This window comes from Abditibacteriota bacterium (genome assembly GCA_017552965.1).
GTDB lineage: Bacteria > Armatimonadota > UBA5829 > UBA5829 > UBA5829 > RGIG7931.
This window is the reverse complement of record JAFZNQ010000003.1, coordinates 24,488-46,615: the sequence shown is the minus strand read 5'-3', so window position 1 is coordinate 46,615 and position 22,128 is coordinate 24,488. Positions and strand designations below refer to the sequence as shown.

Here is a 22,128-nt window from a genome sequence, read left to right as displayed (position 1 = left end):
GTTTCACTCTGTCCCGTTGGGCCGGTCCGCGGCCCGGGCTCGCGTTTCGTTTGAAGGGGACTTCTTACCGATGAGGGCAAGAGTTGCCCTCACCGCCGAAGTGACGTTGTGTCTGAACGGGACTAATTCTCCGCCGGCGTGGCCCCCCCAACGGCCTTTGGCCGTCGGTCCCCCCACAGATCTCCAACGCCCTCACTTCGTTTGGGCGTTGGGATGACGGCGGAGTAAAAAAAACGTCTCAAAAAAAGTTTAATTACCTATTGACACAGTAGGCAGATAGTGGTATAATTAAAATCGGACGGGGATACACCATCCATTGTTTTCCCCGGGCTTACAGGATTTTTCATTATTTGCAGTCACATTTTCAAGGAGATCGACACTATGAGCAAATACAAGTTTGAGACCCTGCAGCTCCACGTGGGACAGGAGCAGGCAGACCCCGCCACCGACGCGAGGGCGGTACCCATTTATCAGACCACTTCTTATGTGTTCCACAACAGCAAGCACGCGGCAGACCGTTTTGGTCTGGCGGACGCGGGCAACATCTACGGCCGGCTCACCAATTCCACTCAGGACGTGCTGGAAAAGAGGCTGGCGGCTCTGGAGGGCGGCAGCGCGGCGCTGGCGCTGGCTTCCGGCGCGGCGGCCATCACCTACACCATTCAGGCGCTGGCGGCCAACGGCGGGCATATAGTGGCCCAGAAGACCATTTACGGCGGCACCTACAATCTGCTGGCCCACACCCTGCCACAGTACGGCATCAGAACCACCTTCGTGGACATCCACGACCTTGACCAGGTGGAAAAGGCCATCGAGCCCGATACCAGAGCCATATTTATGGAGACACTGGGCAACCCCAACAGCGACATTCCCGATATAGACAAGGTATCCGAGATAGCCCACAGCCACGGCATACCCTCGGTGATAGACAACACCTTCGGCACCCCCTACCTTATCAGGCCCATCGAGCACGGAGCGGACGTGGTGGTCCATTCCGCCACCAAGTTCATAGGCGGCCACGGCACCACTCTGGGCGGCATCATCGTGGAATCGGGCAGGTTTGACTGGAGCAAAAGCGGCAAATACCCCAATATAGCGGCCCCCAACCCCAGCTATCACGGCGTATCCTTCTATGAGGCTGTGGGCCCTGCGGCCTTTGTCACCTACATCCGGGCCATCCTTCTCCGGGACACCGGCGCCACCATTTCGCCCTTCAACGCTTTTCTGCTGCTGCAGGGCGTGGAGACCCTTTCCCTGAGGCTGGACCGCCACGCCGAAAACGCCGCCAAAGTGGTGGAATATCTGGCCGGCCATCCTTTGGTGGAAAAGGTGAACCATCCTTCTCTGCCGGAGCATCCCGACCACGCTCTGTATGAGAAATACTTCCCCCGGGGCGGCGCCTCCATATTCACCTTTGACATCAAGGGCGGCAGGGAGGCTGCCTGGAAGTTCATAGACAACCTGGAGATATTCAGTCTGCTGGCCAACGTGGCGGACGTGAAGAGCCTGGTGATCCACCCGGCCTCCACCACCCATTCCCAGCTCACCGAAGAAGAGCTGGCTGACCAGGGCATAGGTCAGGGCACCATACGCCTTTCCATAGGCACCGAGCACATAGACGACATCATCGCCGACCTGGAAAAGGGCTTTGCGGCGATCAAATAAGGAAGGAAACCCAAATGGCAAAAATATACAAAGGAACGCTTGGACTCATAGGCAACACCCCTCTCGTGGAGGCGGTGAATATTGAAAAGAAGCTGGACCTGCAGGCGACTCTGCTCCTGAAGCTGGAATACTTCAACCCGGCCGGCAGCGTCAAGGACCGCATCGCCAAGGCGATGATCGAAGACGCGGAAGAGAAGGGGCAGCTGAAGCCCGGATCGGTGATCATCGAGCCCACCAGCGGCAACACGGGAATAGGCCTGGCCTCCATAGCGGCGGCCAAGGGCTACAGGATCATCCTCACCATGCCCGAGACCATGAGCGTGGAGCGGCGCAACATCCTGAAGGCCTACGGAGCCGAGCTGGTGCTCACCGAAGGCGCCAAGGGCATGAAGGGCGCCATCGCCAAGGCGGAAGAGCTGGCTAAGGAGACCCCCGGCTCCTTTATCCCCGGACAGTTTGTGAACCCGGCCAACCCGGCCATCCACAAGGCAACCACAGGCCCCGAGATCTGGAAGGACACGGACGGCAAGGTGGATATATTCATAGCGGGCGTAGGCACCGGCGGCACTGTGTCCGGCGCCGGCGAGTATCTCAAGGAACAGAACCCCGCCGTGAAGGTAGTGGCTCTGGAGCCCGAGGACTCCCCCGTGCTCTCCGAAGGCAGATCGGGCAGCCACAAGATACAGGGCATCGGCGCCGGCTTTGTGCCGGACACCCTGAACACCAAGGTGTATGACGAGGTCTATAAGGCCTCCAACGCCGAAGCCTTTGAGGCGGCCAAGCTGCTGGCAAAGACCGAAGGCATCTCCGTGGGCATCTCCTCCGGAGCGGCCCTGTCCGGCGCCATCGCGCTGGCCAAGCGCCCCGAGAACAAGGGCAAGGTCATAGTGGCCCTGCTGCCCGACAGCGGCGACCGCTACTACTCCACCGCCCTCTTCACGGAGTAAAAAACAACACACGACCAACGCCGGCCGGCGCAATAGCGCCGGCCGGCCCTTGTAATTATGCGCCTTGTCCTCCTCCGCTTTACATGCGGCGGAGGAAAATGCTATAATCTATGTATCAGCATGACGACGCCGGTCCCGGCCCACCGGGCCGGAACGATTTATATACACGGGATACACACAGGAGGCCCGTCAACCATGATCCGACATACTTTTGCTGCGCTGGTCCTTGCTCTGCTTCTCTGCGCTGCAGCCTTTGCTGTGGTGATCAACGACGACTCTCCCGCCGGCAGCTACAGCGGCAAGCGTTTTGAGTCCCATGACAGGACCGAGAGCGCTCTGCGGGTGAATCTCTACGACCCCAAAAACTTCACGTCCCTTAGCATCACCAACCCCACTGTCATCAAATCCGGCAGCTGGGACAAGTTGCAGACGTCGCGGCCTGCGGCAGAGATCCACACCTCAAAAACGCCGGTCACCATCAGCAACGGAAGCATCACTTCGGACGGCGTCAACACCTGCGGCGTCGAGATCGACCAAAGCAGCGGCGGCCCCGTGTTTCTGAACGGGACCACGGTCACCACGTCGGGGAATGACAGCGCCGGGATATACGCGCCCCATTCGGACGTCCTCTTTGCCAACAACGTCCGCGTCACCACCTACGGCGCAGATTCTCCCGCCGTGCAGGGGCTCGTGAACGTAAACGGCGGCTCCTACAGCACCAAAGGTGCCTCTCCCGCCATCGGCTCTACAAGCTCGACTTTCCGGGCCAGGGGCGCCGCCTTCAGCGCGTCGGCGTTCCCTGTCATATATCCGGACGTTATTTACGGATCGGGCTTGTTCAACGCGGAGCTGACCGATTGCCGTCTGGAAGCCTCGGACCCCCTGGGGACCGTTTACTGCAGCGGCGGCAATTATCCAAAACGCGGCTGGCTCGGCGAAGTGTATTTGTCCATGACCGGCGGCAAGATAGTGTCCGGCAAGGGGCCTCTGTTCCACTTTGCGCAGACCAAAAAGGCGGATATCGACCTCACCCGCACGACTCTGGACTGCGGGCCGGACAACGACCTGCTGGTGTGCGAAAACACCTACGGGACCGCCTCGATCATCTGGCTGACCGCCCGGGGGATGAACTTCGAGGGCGACATCAGGCTGTCGGGGGTGACGGAAGCGGAGCTGTTTCTTGAGCCCGACCCGTTGGGCGAGCCCACCGTATATCACGGCTCCATCACCGGCGACGGGACCAAGGACCGCAGAGTCCACATCGCCGAGGGCTGCGTGTGGGTGCTGACGGGAGACAGCTGGATCACCCAGCTGAAAAACCGGGGGACCGTGGACACCAACGGCCACACCCTGTATATCAACGGCGCTCCCTACGCCCGAGCGGAAGCCCTGACTCTCAATAAGACCAAGCTCACCCTGGAGCTGTGGGAGCACTTTATATTCAAGCCGGTTTTTACCCCGGACAACACCTTTGACCAAAGCGTCACCTGGCTGAGCTACGACCCCTCCATAGTCAAGATAGACGAGTGGGGCAACGCCCAGGCCCGGTCCCTGGGGACCACCACCATCAGAGCCAAGTCGCGGGACGGCGGCCTGACAGCCAAATGCAAGGTGAAGGTGATACCCCATCAAGTGCCCGTGACCGGAATATCCCTGGACCGGTCGAGCGTCAGCCTTGAAGCCGGCAACTCCCTCGCGCTGAGCGCCGCGGTCAAGCCGGACAACGCCACAGACCAAAGCGTGTCATGGGTGAGCTACGACACAAGCGTCGCCACGGTGGACAAGACGGGCAAGGTGACCGCCGTCGCCCCCGGCACCACCACCGTCAGAGTCAAGACCAAAGACGGCGGCTACACCGCCAAGTGCAAGGTGAAGGTGACACCCCGGCAGATACACGTGACGGGACTGACCCTGGACAAGGCGACCGCCACCCTGAAAACGGGCGGCGCCCTGACCCTCAAGCCCACGGTCAGGCCCGACGACGCCACGGACAAGACCGTCACCTGGGTGAGCTATGACACGGCCGTCGCCACAGTGGACAAGAAGGGCAAGGTGACCGCCGTCGCCCCGGGCTCCACCACCATCAGAGCCAAGACCAGGGACGGCGGCTTCACCGCCAAGTGCAAGGTGAAGGTGAAATAGAGGTAAAGGTAAAACAGAGGAAAAGAAAAGCCCCGGTCCGCGTCATCCCGGCGCCTCCCCGCGTCATCCCGGCGGAAATCGCATATGTGTAATGCCACAGCATTACGCGATTTCCGGTAAGGGATCTATGGAGAGTCCGCCAGCCCGTTCCTTACTCCCGCTTGTGGGAGCGGGCTGGTGGAAGGGGCCATATAAGCGGGGTACCGAAGTACTTCCGGGGACAACGACGGCATATATGCAAATGGGGAGGGGCCGGTCCATGCCCGGGGCTCGCGGTCCGTTTAAAGGGGACTTCTTACCGGTGAGGGCAAGAGTTGCCCTCACCGCCGAAGTGACGTTGTGTCTGAACGGGACTAATTCTCCGCCGGCGTGGACCCGGTCCTCGTCATCCCGGCGCCTCCCCGCGTCATCCCGGCGGAAATCGCATATGTGTAATGCCACAGCATTACGCGATTTCCGGTAAGGGATCTATGGAGGGTCCGCCAGCCCCTTCCTTACTCCCGCTTGTGGGAGCGGGCTGGTGGAAGGGGCCATATAAGCGGGGCACCGAAGTGCTTCCGTGGACACCGGCGGAGGACAACGCCTCTCCTCATCTCTCACTTCTTCAGATAGGCCGAGGAAACGGGAAATTCAAAATAGGTGTCCGGATAGGGCTCGCCGTCCAGCCTGAAGTGCCACCACTCGCATTCGTAGGGCGCAAAGCCGTAGCGGACCATGACGCGCTGCAGGGTCATGCGGTTTTGGTATTGCTCATGGGTGACGTCCCGGCAGTCCGGATGGGAGAGCCCACCGAAAAAGTCAAAGGGCCCTCCCATATCCACCTCTTTGCCCGTCTGCATGTCAAAGAGAGTCAGATCGACGGCGCTGCCCCGGCTGTGAGAGGACCGCTTGGCGATGTAGCCCCGCGAAAACAGCTCTTCCTTTTCCAGCTCCGGGTAAAAATAGGGCTTCATGCGTATGTCCTGATCCTCTATGCCCCACAGGGTAAACTGCTTCACGGCGCAGGCCGGCCTGTATGCGTCATACACCTTCAGCCTATATCCCCGGACAAACAGCTCCATACTCACCTCCTTCAGGGCGCGAGCCGCTTCGATGGTCAGTATGGCGCAGGGCTCCTCATAGCCGTCGATCCGGTCCCCGATGAAGTTGTAGGTGGAATAATACCGTATCTCCTGAATGATACCCGGGACGTAGTCCGCCAGCAGCACAAAGCCGGACGGATCCATGACTCCCTTTTCTATGGCGTTTTGCATTTGTTTCTCCTGTGGCAGCAGAGCGCCGTCGCTCGCATGATCTCCATATGTATTGTAGCACATTCGTCGCCACCGGAAGAACCCCCCGTTACAGCGTCATCCCGGCGGCTCCGCCAAACCCCGCGTCATCCCGGCGGAAATCGCATATGTGTAATGCGTCAGCATTACGCGATTTCCGGTAAGGGATCTATGGAGGGTCCGCCAGCCCGTTCATTGCTCCCGCTTGCGGGAGCGGGCTGGTGGAAGGGGCCATATAAGCGGGGCACCGGAGTGCTTCCGGGGACACCGAGGGCATATATGCAAATGGGGAGGGGTCGGTCCATGCCCGGGGCTCGTCCATCTGTTACAGGGGATCTCTTACCGCCCTTCACTTCGTTCAGGGCGCCGAGATGACGTCTGATGCTGAACGGAACGCTCCCCTCACTTGAATCGAGATCTTTTTTAGTATATAATAAGTAATAGGTGCGCGGCCGCCGAGGCCGCAGCCATTTCAGTCGGTTTCTCCACAGGGGCCCCAAGCGCGGTCCACACTCGGAGGAACAGGGAGACAAACCAGTGCAGTTTTACAAATCCAACAAGCTCGACAACGTTCTGTATGACGTGCGGGGGCCCGTGGTGGACGAAGCCGCCAAAATGGAAGAACAGGGGCTCAGCATATTGAAGCTCAACATCGGCAACCCGGCCATCTTCGGCTTCCGGGCGCCCGACGAGGTGATAGTGGACATCAAGTCGTCCATCAACGACTCTCAGGGTTACTCCGTGTCCCGGGGCCTGGCGTCGGCGCGCAAAGCGGTGATGCAGTATGCCCAGATCAAAAAGCTGCCAAACGTGGATATGAAGGACATCTACACCGGCAACGGCGCCAGCGAGCTGATACAGCTGGCCATGCACGCCCTGATCAACGACGGCGACGAGGTGCTGGTGCCCGCTCCCGATTATCCCCTGTGGACAGCCTGCGTCAACCTTGCAGGCGGCAAAGCGGTCCACTATATCTGCGACGAGGAATCCGACTGGCTGCCGGATATCGCGGACATGGAAGCAAAGATCACCCAGAAGACCAAGGCCATAGTGATCATCAATCCCAACAACCCCACGGGAGCCCTGTATCCCCGGGAGCTGCTGGAGCAGATCGCCGAGCTGGCCAGAAGGCACGGGCTTATGATCATGTCCGACGAGGTCTATGACAGGCTGGTCATGGACGGCGAGGAGCACGTCTCCATAGGGTCGCTGGCTCCGGACCTGTTTTGCGTCACCTTCAACAGCCTGTCCAAGTCCCACATGATATGCGGCTTCCGGGTAGGCTGGATGATATTCAGCGGCAACAAGGAGATAGGCAGAGATTATATCAACGGGGTCAACATGCTCTCCAACATGCGCCTCTGCTCCAACGTTCCCGGCCAGAGCATCATGCAGACGGCCCTGGGAGGCTATCAGAGCGTCAACGAGTATATAGTCCCCGGGGGCAGAGTCTATGAGCAGCGCGAGGTCATATACAATGCGGTCAACTCCATACCCGGGCTCAGCGCCAAGAAGCCCAAGGCCGGCTTTTATCTGTTCCCCAAGCTGGATACGGCGAGGTTCAATATCACCGACGACAACAGGTTCGCCCTGGACTTCCTTAGGTCAAAGAAGGTGCTGGTGGTCCCCGGCAGAGGCTTCAACTGGCACAAGCCCGATCACTTCAGGATAGTATATCTGCCCAACGTGAACGTCCTGAGAGAAGCGGCCGATAAGCTGGCCGATTTCCTCGCAGACTACAGACAGTGACCTTCCGCGCAGCGCAGCACAAATGACCATCCGGCCTGCCTGCTGGCCGGCCGGACGTTTGTATGTCAATACCGTTGCATTGTCGTAACACTTCAGCGGGCTTCGGTATGATTGCCCGCTGAGCAGTCAGCCTCCGGCCGGACGATCCGTTTTATCCCTTGGTTTCGCCGTTCTCCTGTCTCTGTTTGCGATTTCTTTTAAGGAGCGTACGGAACACGTCAAGCGTTTCCTGTTTGTTGCAAACAAGGTTGACAACGACCACAACCGCAGTCGTAATGACCATGACCACAATGGCAAGTATGCCCCATTCCATATAGCCGTTTACTGTTATCGGAACATACGAGAAGGCCATGATGGGCGCCACATACGAAAAGGCCGTGATCAGATAGCGCTTGATCTGAGACTTATAGTCAAATTCCAGCACCTCCCTGTGCAGATACATGATAAAGGATACCGTGCGGTAGGCCATGGCCGCAAAGGTCCCTATGGCGACGCCGATCAAGCCGAACTTCGGGACCAGGATCACCGACACCAGGATGTTGAGCCCGGCTTCTATCTCGGCAGAAACCTTGGTTTCCTTGAATTTGCCTGCCGCATAAATGACGCTGGTATAGGTAGACCTGAGACAGTACAGATACTCGGCGGCAATAATGATATACCCAAAGGCGTACTGTATGTATTCGGCGTCCGTCACGTCTTTTACGTATATCTCCACAAAGCTGAAGATGGTAATGCTGGCAGTGGCGAAGATCGCCGTGCATATAATATGGATGAAGTTATTATATGCCCTGAAAGCCCTGATCAGATTTTCCCGTTCTCCCAGGGCGATAATATTGCCGAGAGCCGACGTGACCGCTCTTTCTATGGCCCTGACAAAGGAGTTGAGGCCTGTGGTCACCAGGGCGTATACGCTGTAGACCGACACAAGGCTCAGGGAAACGTTCGGTGACAGCCTGGCAAATATGGTCAATACAAAGACGTCGGTCCTGGAATGTATAAAATAGGCTATGGCCTGGGCAAAGCCGTCCCAACGCTGCTTGATAAGGGAGTTGTCAATGGGAACGCGGTCGTCGATATTGTATTTTCTTCTTGAGTAAATACTCAGGGCCAGGGGCCTGATGACGAACAGGACGGCGCTGCCCAGCTTGACGATCTGCACGGAATAGCCTGTCTTGATAAGTATGATAGAAATGATGGTGTTGAATATGACGGTCAGTATCTGTATGATGGAATACACATAGGACCGCTGGTCGGCTTCCAGCAGCATCTGGTGGGTGATGCCGAAGAAATACTGGGCCGCCGTACTGACGCCGATAATAATGACCAGTGAGAAAGTATATACGAAGGAGCCTGCATCGGGCGTAATGACGTAGGGGAACAAAAACCCCAGGAGGAATATGTATATTACCGTTATGACCGCGATCTTTCTGAAGAAGTTCTCGACTGTCTTGACCACGATACAGAGGTTCTCGTGTTCCTTTTTGGCCAGGGGCTTATACATGGCCGCCTTGGCTACGGTGCCGACACCCGATTGCAGCAATATGATATAGCCGATAAAGCTGGAAATAGAAGACACCAGACCGTTAACTTCCGAACCAAAGGTCCCTATGAACAATCTGGGGAGTATGAACCCCGATATCACGGTCACTATTTCCAGCAGTATGGAAAATACTGTATTTATTAAGGCTTTCTTTTTTCTCATCTAAGAATACGGTTTTACCTTCGGGTACCGCCGGCGTCCTCCTCTCTCACGCCGGGCGGCGCTCCGAATATCATTCGGCTCCGGGCCGTATGCTCCCCCGCGGCGGTCCTGTTACGGGACCCGGTCGTCTGCAACGGGGAGCAGCTCTATATTTTTCCTGGCCTTGTTTACGAGTTCCTCCGGCACGACAACTGGTTTGCCCTCAAAGCGTTCCATCTGAGCCAACACAGTCTTTTCGTCTGCTTCGGCCAGCGGGACGCATCTGTCCTCTTGTCCAATCTGTCTGTAATACCTGGCCGTCTTCTGGTGCCAGGGGAAAGACACCACCGAGCAGCCGAAGGTGGTCCCCAGTATGCCCACGTGGAGCTTGGTGGTCAGGATGAGATCGGCTCTCCGGATCTGCATGGTGAGCAGCCACGGGTCGTCATACCTGAGGATATGCGGCGAATACTCAGAGAACAGGGGAGCATATTCGTCGTATGTCGGCGCCAAACCGTCCGAAGCCAGATACAGCGCGTATTCGCTGTGGCTGTCCAGGAATTTTTTGACGGCAGGCGCCGCTATCTCTTTCCACTTGCTTTTCAGCTCCTGAGTACAGTCCGTATGCAACAGCAGCATTTTCTTTCCCGGCTCCACTTCAAACGCGGGAACGCCGGCAACGTTGCGGTCCAGATAATCTCTGATGACCAACGCCGTATCCGCAGTGACGGGTATGTCTCTGGTGACCCCCAGGTTCAGGCAGTGCTCTTTGGATTCCTCATTCCTGAAGGTGATGGCAGAGGCGTATGGCAGGAGCTCCTTTGCAATCCTGGCAAAGGGCCCTTTGTAAAACGGCCCGGCGCCGATGCCCATGATATATATAGGTTTGCCGCTCTTCATGAAATACTCTGCGGGCGGCAGGAATCTTTTTGTATGGAAATACTCCACCAGCAGCTTTTTGTGTGACAGCATATACCCGCCGGATATATACACCAGCACGTCACAGCTTTCCATGGTCTTCTTATAATGCTTCCTGTCTGGAGTATATCCGAGATGCCTGGCAAAGAAATCACTGATCCCGTATTTGGGATGGCAGTAATACTCTACGTCTATTCCCCTCTCCTTCAGAGCGCTGGAAAATATAGCCGCAAACAAAAAGTCGCCGTAATTGCTTCTGTTGATAGCCCCGTGGATCAATGCCTTCATTCTCTTTATCTCCTTTGCGTGGTCTTTTTCGTCGGCAGGGCCAGCCGGCCATTCAGTAACGAGATCATTTGCGCCGATCCCGATGGTCCTCCGCCCGATCCTTCAGACCCCGAACGAACAGCTCCCGGTGGGCTTCGCAATATATGTAGTTATAGAGCCGCATGAGCTCGGGCCGCCCGAAAACCTTATTCAGCACCCGGCTCTGATATCCGCCGCCAAGGAGCTTGTTCAACACTCTGGCAAAAAAGCCTTTGGCCGGATAGCAGGCGCCGAGATAAAAGGGCAGTCTTTTCCGCGCATATTCGTCATAGGCATTCTGCACAAAGTCATCGTTTTTGATCTCGGCGCTTCTGCGATGAAAGCCTGCCATGATCTCATCCGCTTCCGCTCCCCGCGCCATTCTGACGCCGATGCCGTCTCTGACAGCCGGGATATAGGTCACGCTTAGGTCCTCGTTTACCCTGATCAGCAGCCCGGAGTTCCAGTAGTCATTGTCTCTGAGCGCAAACAAAAAGTTGCCCTGACCGTAGATGATGCGGGAACCGTTGTATAATTCCTCACAGCCGATGCAATGTGAATGCTGGCACACTACCAGATCAGCGCCTTTGTCCGCCAGCTTTCTGCAAATGACCCTCAGCTGCGGAGAGGGGTAGCGATACTGCTCTCCGCCGCCGTGGTACAGGACTATGACGAAATCGCATTGCGCTTTGAGCCCGGCAACGTCGTCCGGCGTCTCCAAAGGGTCAAAGGGGTTTGCTCCGGGCAAATCGCTTTCTGCCACGGAAAACTCATGCTCTACGCAATTCAGCACACCGACCTTCTTACCATTGAAGCTGAAGATGTGAGGAAGCCTTGCGGAAGCGGAGTCTTGCCCCACGCCCATATAGTTTATGCCCGCTTCTTTGAGTGCCCGGCAGGTCTCGGCCAGCCCGACCGCTCCCTGATCCATGATATGGTTGTTGGCCAGCGCAGCCAGATCGATATGCATGGCGGCAAATCCTTTTGCGCAATTGCTTGGGATGCGCAGATTGGGTCCGCACTTTGCAATGGGAGCAACGGCGTCGGTAACTGGCGCTTCGATATTGACTATCCTATACTCTGCGTTTTGCAGCAGGTCCCATATTTCATCACCGACAACAGACTTCACATCGCCTTCGGCGAATGAGCGTTCGTTGGCCTCCGTGGGGACTGTATCGGCGCCTATTAAAAAATACATGACTGTGTCCTTTGTCTGATCACAATTCTCAGGCTTTCGTGGGCTTTGCCGGCAAGGTGAGCCACTGGCCGAACTTCAGATCCCATTCCTCCGGGTCGAAGGGCACGATCCCGCCGTGATGGAAGAAGGTCATTTCTCCGAAATAGACCTTGCCGTTGATCTCATAAAGATCTACGCGGACGTGCACCAGCCCTTCAGACAGTATGCCGGCGAGCTCGAGCATCTTGTCAAAGGTCTCGGGCTTGTCGGGCTTGCGCGGAGCGTTGGGGTGTCCGTGACGAACGTCCAGCCAATTGTAATCGGTATCAAAAAAGTCAAAAGCCGTGGGCCTGTCCTTGCTCTGCCGGTCCGTGGCTATGAACAGAGCTTTGACCTCACCGTTGAAACAGAAAAACTTGTAGTCTCTCAGCTCCCCTGTTTTTTCATCTTCCATATACTGCTCCGCCAGAATGCGGGGCTTGACGTTTTTATACGGCCACTCTCGTTGCTTTTTGTAAGTGCTCTGCTTCAGCCGCTTGGCAAAAAATGCATTGATAGCGTTGCGGTCAAAGCCCTCAGCCTTGTTGATGATCTTGATCCCGCCGGAGTCATGAGTGGTCTTCAGGACAAAACGATCGGGCAGCTTGTCGAAATCTATCTCCTCGGGGCTGTTCCAAATGCCATAAGAAGGGATGATATACTCCTCTCCGATCCGGCTTGCCACATACAGCTTGGCCTCATATTTGTCTACCAGCTTGGTGTATTCCGGATTTCGGTCGTAGAGCTTCAGCCACTGCAGCTTCTCGTTGTAGGTCTTGGGATCCTCGAGATCCAATTTCTTCTTCATAAAAGCCCAGTAAAGAAACTTTACGTAGGGCTCATCAGGCATCCAGTTCAGCAGTTCATGCCAAACAGCCTCTTTCGCAGCAAACCTGAAAATGTTTTCCATATTTTCGCTTCTTTGGTAAAAATGTGTTTGATATACGCCTGAGCGCGCCGCTCACCGGGGGCCAGGCCTTGTTCCTCAGCTGCAGGGTTTCTTTCCCGCAGCAACCTTGCGGAGCATTGATTTTATCCTCGGTGGGATCGCTCCTTTGACCAGTTCCCTGATCTTTTCCTTCGCTGACAGATAGCTGCCTGTATCCCTGTATCCGTTTTCCATCACTCCTCTCAGGAGAGCCTCGCGATTGTCCGGCATTCTGCAAGGCGCCCTGAAAGGCTGATTGCTTGCGGCAGGAAAATCGCTTGGAACGCCGGCTGTTTCCAGCCGCTTTGCAACGTCGTTCCACAGGCTCATTCCCTGCTCTGTATTTACCAGCGCCAGAGAAACGCCCCGGGTAGTATCAAAGCTTAATTGCAGGCTTTCCACGTTCCAGCAGTCGGCCAGGGTGATGTCGCCCGTCCTCGACAGGGAGGCGTAAGGGCAGCTGTAGCAGCTTTCCCGAAAATTCCTGCCATGCAGGAAGAAATAATAATACGGCAAATCGTAAGGCTTGACTATATGCGTCCCGACCCTGCCGGAGCCGTCTCTGATCACGAAGGAACACATGTGAGTCCAGCCTCGTTTTTTGGTCCTGAAATCAAATCGGAGCAGCTCGCCTCCATACTTTTTCTCTATGTATTTTTTACATATCTCAAAGTCTTTCGGACCGGGGGCTCCGTGACAGGCAACGTCTGCGCAGATCAGCCGGTCATAAGCTTTGCCCAAAAAACAGCGAAGCCCGGCCACCTGACAAGGCGTTCCCGAGAACAGAACAGTCCGCCCGGCGATAAGATCGTTTTTTACCTGAGTAAAAACGCCTTCGGTATCGCTCTGGACGTATTTGGATTTTTGCAGTAGCGGCAGCTCTTTTTCGGATACGGCCCGGATATGCGACACCCGAAGGGCATGATCAAAGGCTGCGCCATACACTATGCCGTTTTTGCTCAGTACTTCCTTCGCGAGCTCGGTGAACAGCCCGCCGGAGCTGCTGTTGTCTATAGTATCGCTGTCTTTTGTTTTGGCCACGAAGGTCCCCGAGGCGTTATTCGTCCGGAGCTCGTGATGATATTGGCAAACATCTATGCATTTATTGCAGTGCACACAGGTCTCTTGGTCAACGACAGGAAAAGAAAAACCCAGGGAGTCTGCTTCAAAGGTTATGCTGTGTGTCGGACATGCAGCGGAGCATGCCCCGCAGCCGCAGCAACAGGCCTTGTCTTTAGTTACCAGGTAAGTATCCATAAGCGCTGCTATCCTCTCAATGCCTCTGTCAGATAGTTCATGCTGCGCGCTCTCAGCTCCAGGACCTTCGCCTCGATATCGGCAAAGGACTCTTCCTCTGACAACACGGCTTCCAGCTGAGAGTTCTCCCAAACCTTTCTGCTCTCCATGCCTATGGACCGAAGCAAATGATCCAGCTTGACGCAATTGTTTTCTCTGACAAAGACCGCTGCCGGCGTTCTCGCTATAAATGACGTGATAGTCCCGTGAAACGTGTCGGTTATTATCGCGCTGGCATCTCTGAAGACGTCTATCATCTGAAGCGGATCGCAATTGATCTTCCTGTGGCACCACTTGAAGCTGACGCCTACGGACCACAATTCGCAGCCGCGTTTCCGGGCATACTCCCGAATGGCCTTTATTCTGTCGGGGCTGTCGAAATTGGACTGATAGGAATATACGACTATATAGTCCTTTCGCTTATTGGGCCTCGAGCCGAAGTCATACAGCAGCGCTGGGTCGCATACCACAGGCGGTCTGCGGCCTGTCAGAGTCTCCACCACATTTTGCGAGCCTTCGTCCCGCACCGACAGGCTGTCAAAGGTCTCCAATCCGGCTTTGATGACGGCCTTGCAGCCAAAGCGCTCTATGCGGTCCATATCCGTCTGTCCGAAGCTGGGCGCGTAGGAGATGATCCTCTTGGAGGTGATGCAGTGGCCGTACATCATGATATTGATGCCGTTTTCCAGGCTGAATACCTCGTCTGCGCCTACCACGACGCAGTCAAGCCCGCCGGATTCGGTATAAGGTATGACGTGGAAGTTCGCCTGCCTGAATTCCGACAATACCCGCTGCTTTTTGTACTGAAAGATCAACGAGGAAAAGCCGTTTTTCTTGGTGTAATCCCTGAGATAATAGGGCAGGTTTCGCAGATTGGCGCTGAAGCGTTTTCTGGTCTCTTCGTCGATAAAATCCAGATTGCGGTTGTAGCTCAGGATAAAAACCTCATGCCCAAGGCTTTTCAGCGTTTGCTGCAGGGCGTACATCTGAAGCAGCGCTCCGTGGCTTGAGACGTTGTAGTGTGTTAAGATACCGATTTTCATGTGATACTGTTCCCGCAATTAATTCTGCCTGATACGCTTCCCGATCCAGGAAAGGATCGCGTCTGCGCGGTAATCAAGGGACAAGACCCTTTTCTTTTGCCGCGTCCCATCCCGCAGGCGCTTATAAAGGTCCGGCTCGTTCTTGATCCGGAGTATGGCCTCGCGCAGCGCTTCCACGTTTTCCGGATCGACCATTATAGAGCACTCAGGATCCAAAACGTCGTAATTGAAGGGCCTGTCCGAGGAAATGACAGGTATTTCACAGCATATGGACTCCACAATGGCATTGCAGCAGCCTTCGGTCAGGGTCGGCAGGACAAATACGTCTGCGGCGCTGAGAAACTCCGGCATCTGCTCTGGAGCTACCGGTCCGCAATATACTACGCTGTCGCCCTCGGGCGTTTGAGGACCTTTCCCCGCAAAAGCCAGCTTTACGCCTGTGCCTTCGGCGGCAGAGAGCAGGCGCAAGGGCCCCTTGCGTTCTATAAAATGCCCGACGAAGGCAGCTATAAACGCATCCCCGGGCAAACCCAACGCTTCTCTGGAGGCCGCCTTATCCCTGGGATAAAAGCGCTTCTCGTCGGCGCCGTTGGGCAGCGTGATGATACTGTCGTCGTCCAGGACCCCGTTTTCCAGAAGTATCTGTTTGTTGTAGGCGGAAACGGAGATAATGCCGCTCATACGGTTCAACGCTTTGACTGTCTCCGCCCTGTTATACCCCTCCAGGCTGACAAATTTGCTCTCGCCTGCAGCGGCAAATACGGGCACGCCGAAGGCCTTACCGATACTGACAGCGCACAAGGATGCAAAGCCTGTAAAGTGAGCGTACACACAGTCAAACTCAATGTTGTTTTTGCGGATCACCTGCAGGGCGGCGTTTGCGTAGGCCCGGACCGTGAGCTTGTATACTGCGTCAAGCGGACTCTTTTTGTCCATCCATCCGCCGATATAACGGGGGAAAAAGACCCGGACCTGATTTCCGTTTTCGGTGGGCTGCAGCTCCGTAAGGTCCAGGTTTTTGTCCTCCCGCATAAAACGGACGGGAGCGATAACGGTACACTCGTGGCCCTTGTCGGCAAATTTGTTGACCAGGCGCTGCAGGAAGACCAGCCTGGCCTTGTTTTGGCCGGAGGGGTATCCGACGCTGATGACCAGTATCCTCATCTCTGCTTACCGATCCTTATTTTGTTGTGGGTATCTCTGTTTTCGGAGATCCTCATATTAGGCCTTACGTAAAAAACGTAGAGGAAGAAATAGAACAACAGATTTTGAAGGGCAAAGGTACCGGTAAACCACTGCAGGGCCTGCTCCCTGGGAAGCGTGGCGATGTATTTGAATATGCCCATGCTGATGGTAAAGTGGATGATGTTGCCTATCTTAGTATTGTCGATAGACCTGATGACAAAGGCGATAAATATGTTGAATAGGACCAGGAACACATACCCGCCGTCATGATACACCTCCGCAATATAAGTTGAGCCGCCTCCCACGCCGGCTTTGTACGTCCCCGGCGAATACAGATACCCGTAACACCGCAGGAAGTTGTCGCCGTTCAGCGCATCCTCCACAGTGCGCGTCCTGACACTGGTGCCTGCGAGATACCTGGCAAAGATGTTGCTTTTCAGATACTCCCGGATCTCGCCGAGAAAGAAGTCATGCCCCGCTGCCGCATCTATCCTGTCCCGCATGACGAAAGCGTTTGAGATGATCTTTACCGAGCCGCCCTGGGTAGCAAAGAACTCGGTGATGCCTACTCCAAGGGATTTGTCATAGGTCATGTGATTTCTGGCATAGGCGATAAACTGCAACGAGTAGATAACAAACGGAAGCACGATCAGGCTGACGATGACAGCCGATTTTTTGATGGTAAAGTCATAGTTGCCCAGACGGTTGCGGTGCATGACGTAAAACAGGATCGTCAGCACCACGCTGATGGGCTCTCCTCTTTCGCCCGACAGCAGCTGAAATATCTCGGGGATACCCAGCAGGATAAAGGTGAAGATGGTCTCTCTTTTGCCGGGCATCAGGCCCCAGAAGGCAAAGGTGGATACCAAAAACAGCGACGACAGGGCAGTGACGTAATAGGGATAATGTGACAGCGTGCTGGCGTGTATCCTGAATGACGTGGCCCTGACAATGGCAAAGTCCTCTATAGAAAGCAGCAGCTTGCAGGTAAAGCCTATAATGATCAGCAGCATCAGGACCAGCCGCATAGTATTGTTGGGCAGGATATCAGGCGCCTCGTATTTCTCCTCTGAAGCTACGGGGCGGATAGTGTCCAGGAGCATATAGGTGAAATTGACGATCAGCATACAGATGACCATGCATATCCCTAAATGGTTGATGGCTTCGTCTGTGACAAGTACGTTGGAGTTCCGTAAATAGTCGGTGTTAAAGTTGGTGAAAAGGTCTATGGAATAACCGCCCAGAATAAAGATAAAAAAGCCTGTATTAAAGCTTAATAAAGAAAAGCGTTTGCTGACTTTGAACACAGAATACATCACGCCCGTTAGCCAAATCGCCAGAGCTGCCAGTGTCAAAAAATAAATATTAGGCCAGACAGCGCTGCTGATCAATGCGAATACACCGACAAACAGGATAAATGCTGCTGGTTTTCTTAATTTGATTTTCATACTTTTTTCAGACCTGATCTTTTGTTGAAAACTCATTATGATAATACCGTTCTTTGGCTCAAGGCTGCCTGCGGGAGACCTGTCGGATCGCCGAATCTCCGCATGAGACCGCTAATTGGCAGTATCGGAAACTATTTGCCTCATAACGCTTGTCATCCCGCTTTTGGCTTCAATATACTGACGTATTTCCCGGGCGACCTTTTGTCTGTCTCCGCCGGCATATACGCTGTCGTAAAAATCGATAACGCTCTGAATATCTACGGGGCTTTCGTCTGCAGGGACCTTCAGAAAATATCTGAAATCATCGTCCAATATATCTATACTGCAGGAATTGATGATGGGGATGCCCTTTGCTCCGTACTCGCGGCTTTTCAGAGAGCTCAGTACCGAAATGCCGGTCCGGTGCCGGCCAAGGGAATCTACTCCCAGATTGCACTTTTCCAGCAGAGCATCCAATGCTTCTCCGTGCAGGGGACCGCAGAAAATGACGTGCTTCTGGAGCACATATTTTTGCGTCAGGGCCTCGTATTTTTGTTTTTCGCGTCCGTTGCCCACCAGATACAAATATACATTGCGGGTACCGCCCTGAGAATAATATTCGTGAAGCCCTTCGATAAACCTTTCGTATCCGTGCCAAAGACGCATAGAAGAAACTGCCGCTACGTGTATGTCTTCTGACGTGTCTTTTGCATTGACAATACTTATTTCGCTGAAATCAAATCCGTTGGGGACGACCTGTACAGGAACTCCGTAAAAACTGTCGCCGGGTATCTGATAAAATGATACTATCTTGTCTGTGTACCTTTTCAGCTGTTTGGCGTAGAAATCGTCTATTCTCAGGCGAAAGTCGTTCAGCCTGCCGGAATATTCTTTGTCATAAGGATAGGTGGGGATCTCTATGTACAGCTTCCCGCACCTGTTTTTCAGCTTCTTCAGCATACCGATAAAGCCTGCGGTGGAGAGATCATATCTCACGTAGCACAAGTCAAAACTCTTGTCCTTGATGTAGTTTTCGACATCGGCCATTTGGTTCTTTTTTTCAACCAACGGCCGCAGCGCCGCCACGGGAAAACGGGTATGTCCGCACAATACGGTTTCGTTTCCGGTGGTGTCAATAAGGACAGTAGAGCTTTGGTTGCGCCCGATAAGCGTAACTTTGTGCCCCAGCTCCTCCAGGGCGGCGCATTCGCAGATCACCTTTTTGCTGCCGCCGAAATGCTTCTGGGAAAAATCCTTAAAGGCTATACACAATATATTCATTTGCAATACTTACGTTGTATGCCGGCAAAACACTGATCCGGCTTTTGAAATACTCACCGTTTCCCGGCCGGGAAACGGCTCGGGCAAAGACTATTGCCCGTTGTGTTTTTTGATATAAAACTCCTGGAGCCAGCGCGCAGTCTCGGTAATGTCATAGCCGTTTTTGCGGATATACTCCGTCATGTCACCCCGTTCAAAGCTCTTGCATACTTCAATGACCTTACTTGCCCAGACGGCCGGGCCCTGACTCAGCTCAAGAAAAGTGACGTTGCCGGTGATATCGGTTTCCGGCGTAACACCGGTGGAAGTCACCACCGGAAGACCTGCCGCCTGGGCTTCTATAGCCGAGACCGGAAGCCCTTCAAACAGAGAAGGCAGGAAATAAACGTCCATGGCCAGCATCAGGTCGGGAACGTCGGTCCGCAGCCCCATAAATTTTACGTGGTTTTGCAGACCCAGCCTTTTGGCCTTATCTTCCATTTCGCCCTGCAGCTCGCCATCTCCCACCAGCATGAGGACCGTGTCAGGCATTGTCTTTACTAACTCGGCGAGCACGTCTATCTGGAAGGTGTGGTTTTTCTCTGCTCTGAATCTGGCTACGTTTCCTATGACCGTTTTGCTTTCGAGCCCAAGCTCGCGTTTCTTCTCAAGTGCTTTTTCTCTGTCATAGCAGAACCTTTTGGGGGCAACGCCGTTTTTGACTATCCTGACCTTGCCGGCTGCTATGTCTTCTTTTGAAAAGATCCATTCTGCAGCTGTTTCGGAACACGCAAAGAAATCTGTGGATATCCCGGACAGGGACTTCTGCAGCAGGTTGGTCACGGTTCCCGAAAGGCCGGGCCTGGCGTGGCTCAAATGGCTGTGAGCTATAGCGCAGGTCACTTTGCCGTGTTTCATGGCAATAGGCATGTAGATGGAAGCCGTGTTGGTCATATGCCCGTGAAGAACGTGGTATTCGGGATGGCTATTGAAGAACTTTTTTAATTCGCTGATATAGGCGAATATTTTCCAATAATAAGTTTTTTCACCGCTCTTGAGGACGGGCATTTGGTATATCCTGCCGCCCAAAGAGCGTATCTCGTCTTCGTAAGCGCCTCCGAGCCCTCTGTGATACAAAAAGTCAAACTGGACCTTGCTTCTGTCGATATTCCGGTAGACGTTCATGATAAAGGTTTCAATACCGCCGGGAGCCATAAGCCCGACGGCGTTGAGGATCCTGATGGGCTCTGTCATGACTTTGCCTCCGCTGCCAAGATACTTTTTATGGATTCGTCAAAGGAATAGATGCAATACTCGTAGTCAAAATAGTCGGACATGGATCGTTCATACACGGAATCCCTGAACACCTTTTTCAGGGTGCCTGTCTTGGGCAGCAGCATCAATACAGACACGAACCAAGCGCCCACTACGGACAGGTTATATTTTTCTCCGCGCCCTTCCCACAGGGCCTTCAGAATATCCAGGGCTCCTATCTGCTCTTTGTTTTGCGGATAATACACAGCCGCTTCGGGCTTCGGAGCGTCTATGATCCTCCTGATGAACTCACACAGATTCCAGATGTATATCATGCTCCTCTTGTTGTATATCCGGGGGAACACATGGCACTTGCGCGAAAAGGCTTCGAGGGAAGTATAATTGCCCTTGCAGCCTTCGCCGTACACCATAGGCGGCCGCAGGATGGACACGCAAAAAGCCTCCGAGGCCAGCTCCCGCAAGGCTTTTTCCGCCTTCAGCTTGCTATTGCCGTAAAAAGTCGAGGGAGCCTCGGGAGTGTCCGGGGCCACAAAGGGTATATTGGCGGGGTACACCGCCATGGTGCTCATAAAGACAAAGTGTCTGACGCCTTGCTGCTTTGCTTTTTCCGCCACTCTGACGGGGAGCTGCGCGTTGACGGTATCATAGAGCCCGGCCATAGATGGGTTCTCTTTCAGATGGACTATAGCGGCTACGTGGACCACAGTGTCAAAACGTGAAAAGTCGGCGGCCTCCCAGGCATCGCCGATGGTGTCGACCTCTTCCACGTAATATGAACCCTCACGGTCTGACAACCACTTTTTGATGCAGTTGCCGACATAGCTGTTTGCGCCCGTGATCAATACTCTCGTCAATAGCTCTCTCCTAGTTGCCGGTCTCTATTCCTTTGATTTGGGGCCGCCTTCCACTACACCCTCGCTCTTTGCCGCCTTGAAGATGGTGGCAAAAAAGCATTTGGCGTCGAAGGAAAAGGACTCCTTTTTCACATATTCGCCGTCCAGGGCAGCCTTGACTTCGATGCCCAGCTCGTCCCTGCCGTTGATCTGTGCCCAGCCCGTCAGCCCCGGCTTGATGTCGTTCGCCCCGTATTTGTCCCGCTCGGCGATCAGGTCTTCCTGGTTCCACAGGGCCGGGCGGGGGCCGATGATGCTCATCTGTCCCCTGAATATATTGAACATCTGGGGCAGCTCGTCCAGACTCAGCTTCCTGAGAACGAGCCCGCTTTTCAGAATATATTGCTGCGGATTTTCCAACAGGTGGGTGGGAGTATCGTGGGGGGTGTCCATTTTCATGGAGCGGAATTTGTACAGCCAGAAGAGCTTTTTGCCTTTGCCTACCCGCTGCTGTCTGAATATGGCGGGACCCGGGTCTTCGGCCTTGATAACGAGGGCAATAATAAGCATAGGAACAGACAATATGATAATGCCTGCTCCGCTGAGGATAATATCTGTGAGTCTTTTGAAAAATCGTTTGTACATAACCCTCGAAAACTCCGTGTCACAAGCCGCAGCCTTTCCGGCGGAAGCTTTGACAACGCCCCGAAACCGTCTGTGTAGTCAATAAACATATATATTATACTATAAAGCCGGGCCTCCCGTCAATTTGCTTCCATCCATCTTATCTCGTCATTCCGGCTTTCACCTCCGTCCTTGCGGAGCCGGCTATGCAACAGAAATAGAGACGCGCCATGAATAAAGACAGCCCTTACTCATCTTATCTTTCATGCTCTGCAGCCGGGTACTGTCCCGGCCGTATAAAGCAGTCGTGGGGTGTGGTAATCATAATATTGTAAACATATGCAAAGTATGATATAATATAA

At 54.4% G+C, this 22,128-nt stretch carries 16 protein-coding genes; 4 read left to right on the top strand and 12 right to left on the bottom strand.

The genetic code is table 11. The features are described 5' to 3' along the window. The first annotated feature begins 381 nt into the window (after nucleotides 1–381). The 3 genes from IK083_00230 to IK083_00220 all read left to right on the top strand — a co-directional run bounded on the left by IK083_00230 (nucleotide 382) and on the right by IK083_00220 (nucleotide 4,754). Complete coding sequence (locus IK083_00230; protein MBR4747984.1) at nucleotides 382–1,665, top strand: O-acetylhomoserine aminocarboxypropyltransferase/cysteine synthase; 1,284 nt, start codon at nucleotides 382–384, stop codon at nucleotides 1,663–1,665. Between the two features lie 14 nt (nucleotides 1,666–1,679). Further along, the gene (gene cysK, locus IK083_00225) at nucleotides 1,680–2,612 is read left to right on the top strand and encodes a cysteine synthase A (protein ID MBR4747983.1); all 933 of its coding nucleotides are present in this window, start codon (nucleotides 1,680–1,682) and stop codon (nucleotides 2,610–2,612) included. A 195-nt stretch (nucleotides 2,613–2,807) separates the two neighbouring features. Further along, a complete protein-coding gene (locus tag IK083_00220; GenBank protein ID MBR4747982.1) occupies nucleotides 2,808–4,754 on the top strand; it encodes an Ig-like domain-containing protein in 1,947 nt (648 codons plus the stop codon). Nucleotides 4,755–5,350: 596 nt separating this feature from the next. On the opposite strand, the gene IK083_00215 is transcribed toward IK083_00220, so the two are convergent. Beyond that, on the bottom strand, nucleotides 5,351–6,070 hold the full coding sequence (locus IK083_00215; protein MBR4747981.1) for a M15 family metallopeptidase: 720 nt from the start codon (nucleotides 6,068–6,070) through the stop codon (nucleotides 5,351–5,353). A gap of 570 nt (nucleotides 6,071–6,640) precedes the next feature. Between IK083_00215 and IK083_00210 the strand changes: the two genes are divergently transcribed. Then, entirely contained in the window at nucleotides 6,641–7,774 is a 1,134-nt protein-coding gene (locus IK083_00210; GenBank protein MBR4747980.1) for an aminotransferase class I/II-fold pyridoxal phosphate-dependent enzyme, read from the top strand. A 151-nt stretch (nucleotides 7,775–7,925) separates the two neighbouring features. Here IK083_00210 and IK083_00205 read toward each other — a convergent pair whose 3' ends face one another. The 11 genes from IK083_00205 to IK083_00155 form a co-directional block, all read right to left on the bottom strand. Then, nucleotides 7,926–9,476, bottom strand: coding sequence for a polysaccharide biosynthesis C-terminal domain-containing protein (locus IK083_00205; protein MBR4747979.1), 1,551 nt, complete (start codon nucleotides 9,474–9,476; stop codon nucleotides 7,926–7,928). Between the two features lie 111 nt (nucleotides 9,477–9,587). Beyond that, nucleotides 9,588–10,661 carry a polysaccharide pyruvyl transferase family protein gene (locus IK083_00200; protein MBR4747978.1) on the bottom strand — a complete coding sequence of 358 codons (1,074 nt, stop codon included), beginning with the start codon at nucleotides 10,659–10,661 and terminating at the stop codon, nucleotides 9,588–9,590. A gap of 64 nt (nucleotides 10,662–10,725) precedes the next feature. Next, nucleotides 10,726–11,877, bottom strand: a complete 1,152-nt coding sequence (locus IK083_00195; GenBank protein ID MBR4747977.1) for a CapA family protein — start codon at nucleotides 11,875–11,877, stop codon at nucleotides 10,726–10,728. A 28-nt stretch (nucleotides 11,878–11,905) separates the two neighbouring features. After that, the gene (locus IK083_00190) at nucleotides 11,906–12,805 is read right to left on the bottom strand and encodes a glycosyl transferase (protein MBR4747976.1); all 900 of its coding nucleotides are present in this window, start codon (nucleotides 12,803–12,805) and stop codon (nucleotides 11,906–11,908) included. A 75-nt stretch (nucleotides 12,806–12,880) separates the two neighbouring features. Next, the gene (locus IK083_00185) at nucleotides 12,881–14,212 is read right to left on the bottom strand and encodes a Coenzyme F420 hydrogenase/dehydrogenase, beta subunit C-terminal domain (GenBank protein MBR4747975.1); all 1,332 of its coding nucleotides are present in this window, start codon (nucleotides 14,210–14,212) and stop codon (nucleotides 12,881–12,883) included. 968 nt (nucleotides 14,213–15,180) lie between these two features. After that, on the bottom strand, nucleotides 15,181–16,326 hold the full coding sequence (locus tag IK083_00180; protein MBR4747974.1) for a glycosyltransferase family 4 protein: 1,146 nt from the start codon (nucleotides 16,324–16,326) through the stop codon (nucleotides 15,181–15,183). Further along, nucleotides 16,323–17,795: an O-antigen polysaccharide polymerase Wzy family protein gene (locus tag IK083_00175; GenBank protein ID MBR4747973.1), complete on the bottom strand. Its 1,473-nt coding sequence runs from the start codon at nucleotides 17,793–17,795 to the stop codon at nucleotides 16,323–16,325. Before IK083_00175 ends, IK083_00180 begins: the two co-directional genes overlap by 4 nt. 111 nt (nucleotides 17,796–17,906) lie before the next feature. After that, entirely contained in the window at nucleotides 17,907–19,055 is a 1,149-nt protein-coding gene (locus IK083_00170) for a glycosyltransferase family 4 protein (protein MBR4747972.1), read from the bottom strand. A gap of 90 nt (nucleotides 19,056–19,145) precedes the next feature. After that, nucleotides 19,146–20,288 (bottom strand): glycosyltransferase family 1 protein, encoded by a 1,143-nt coding sequence (locus IK083_00165; protein ID MBR4747971.1) that lies wholly within the window; start codon nucleotides 20,286–20,288, stop codon nucleotides 19,146–19,148. Continuing rightward, entirely contained in the window at nucleotides 20,285–21,163 is an 879-nt protein-coding gene (locus IK083_00160; GenBank protein ID MBR4747970.1) for an NAD-dependent epimerase/dehydratase family protein, read from the bottom strand. Before IK083_00160 ends, IK083_00165 begins: the two co-directional genes overlap by 4 nt. Nucleotides 21,164–21,187: 24 nt before the next feature. Next, the gene (locus IK083_00155; protein ID MBR4747969.1) at nucleotides 21,188–21,787 is read right to left on the bottom strand and encodes a sugar transferase; all 600 of its coding nucleotides are present in this window, start codon (nucleotides 21,785–21,787) and stop codon (nucleotides 21,188–21,190) included. Nucleotides 21,788–22,128: the final 341 nt, after the last annotated feature.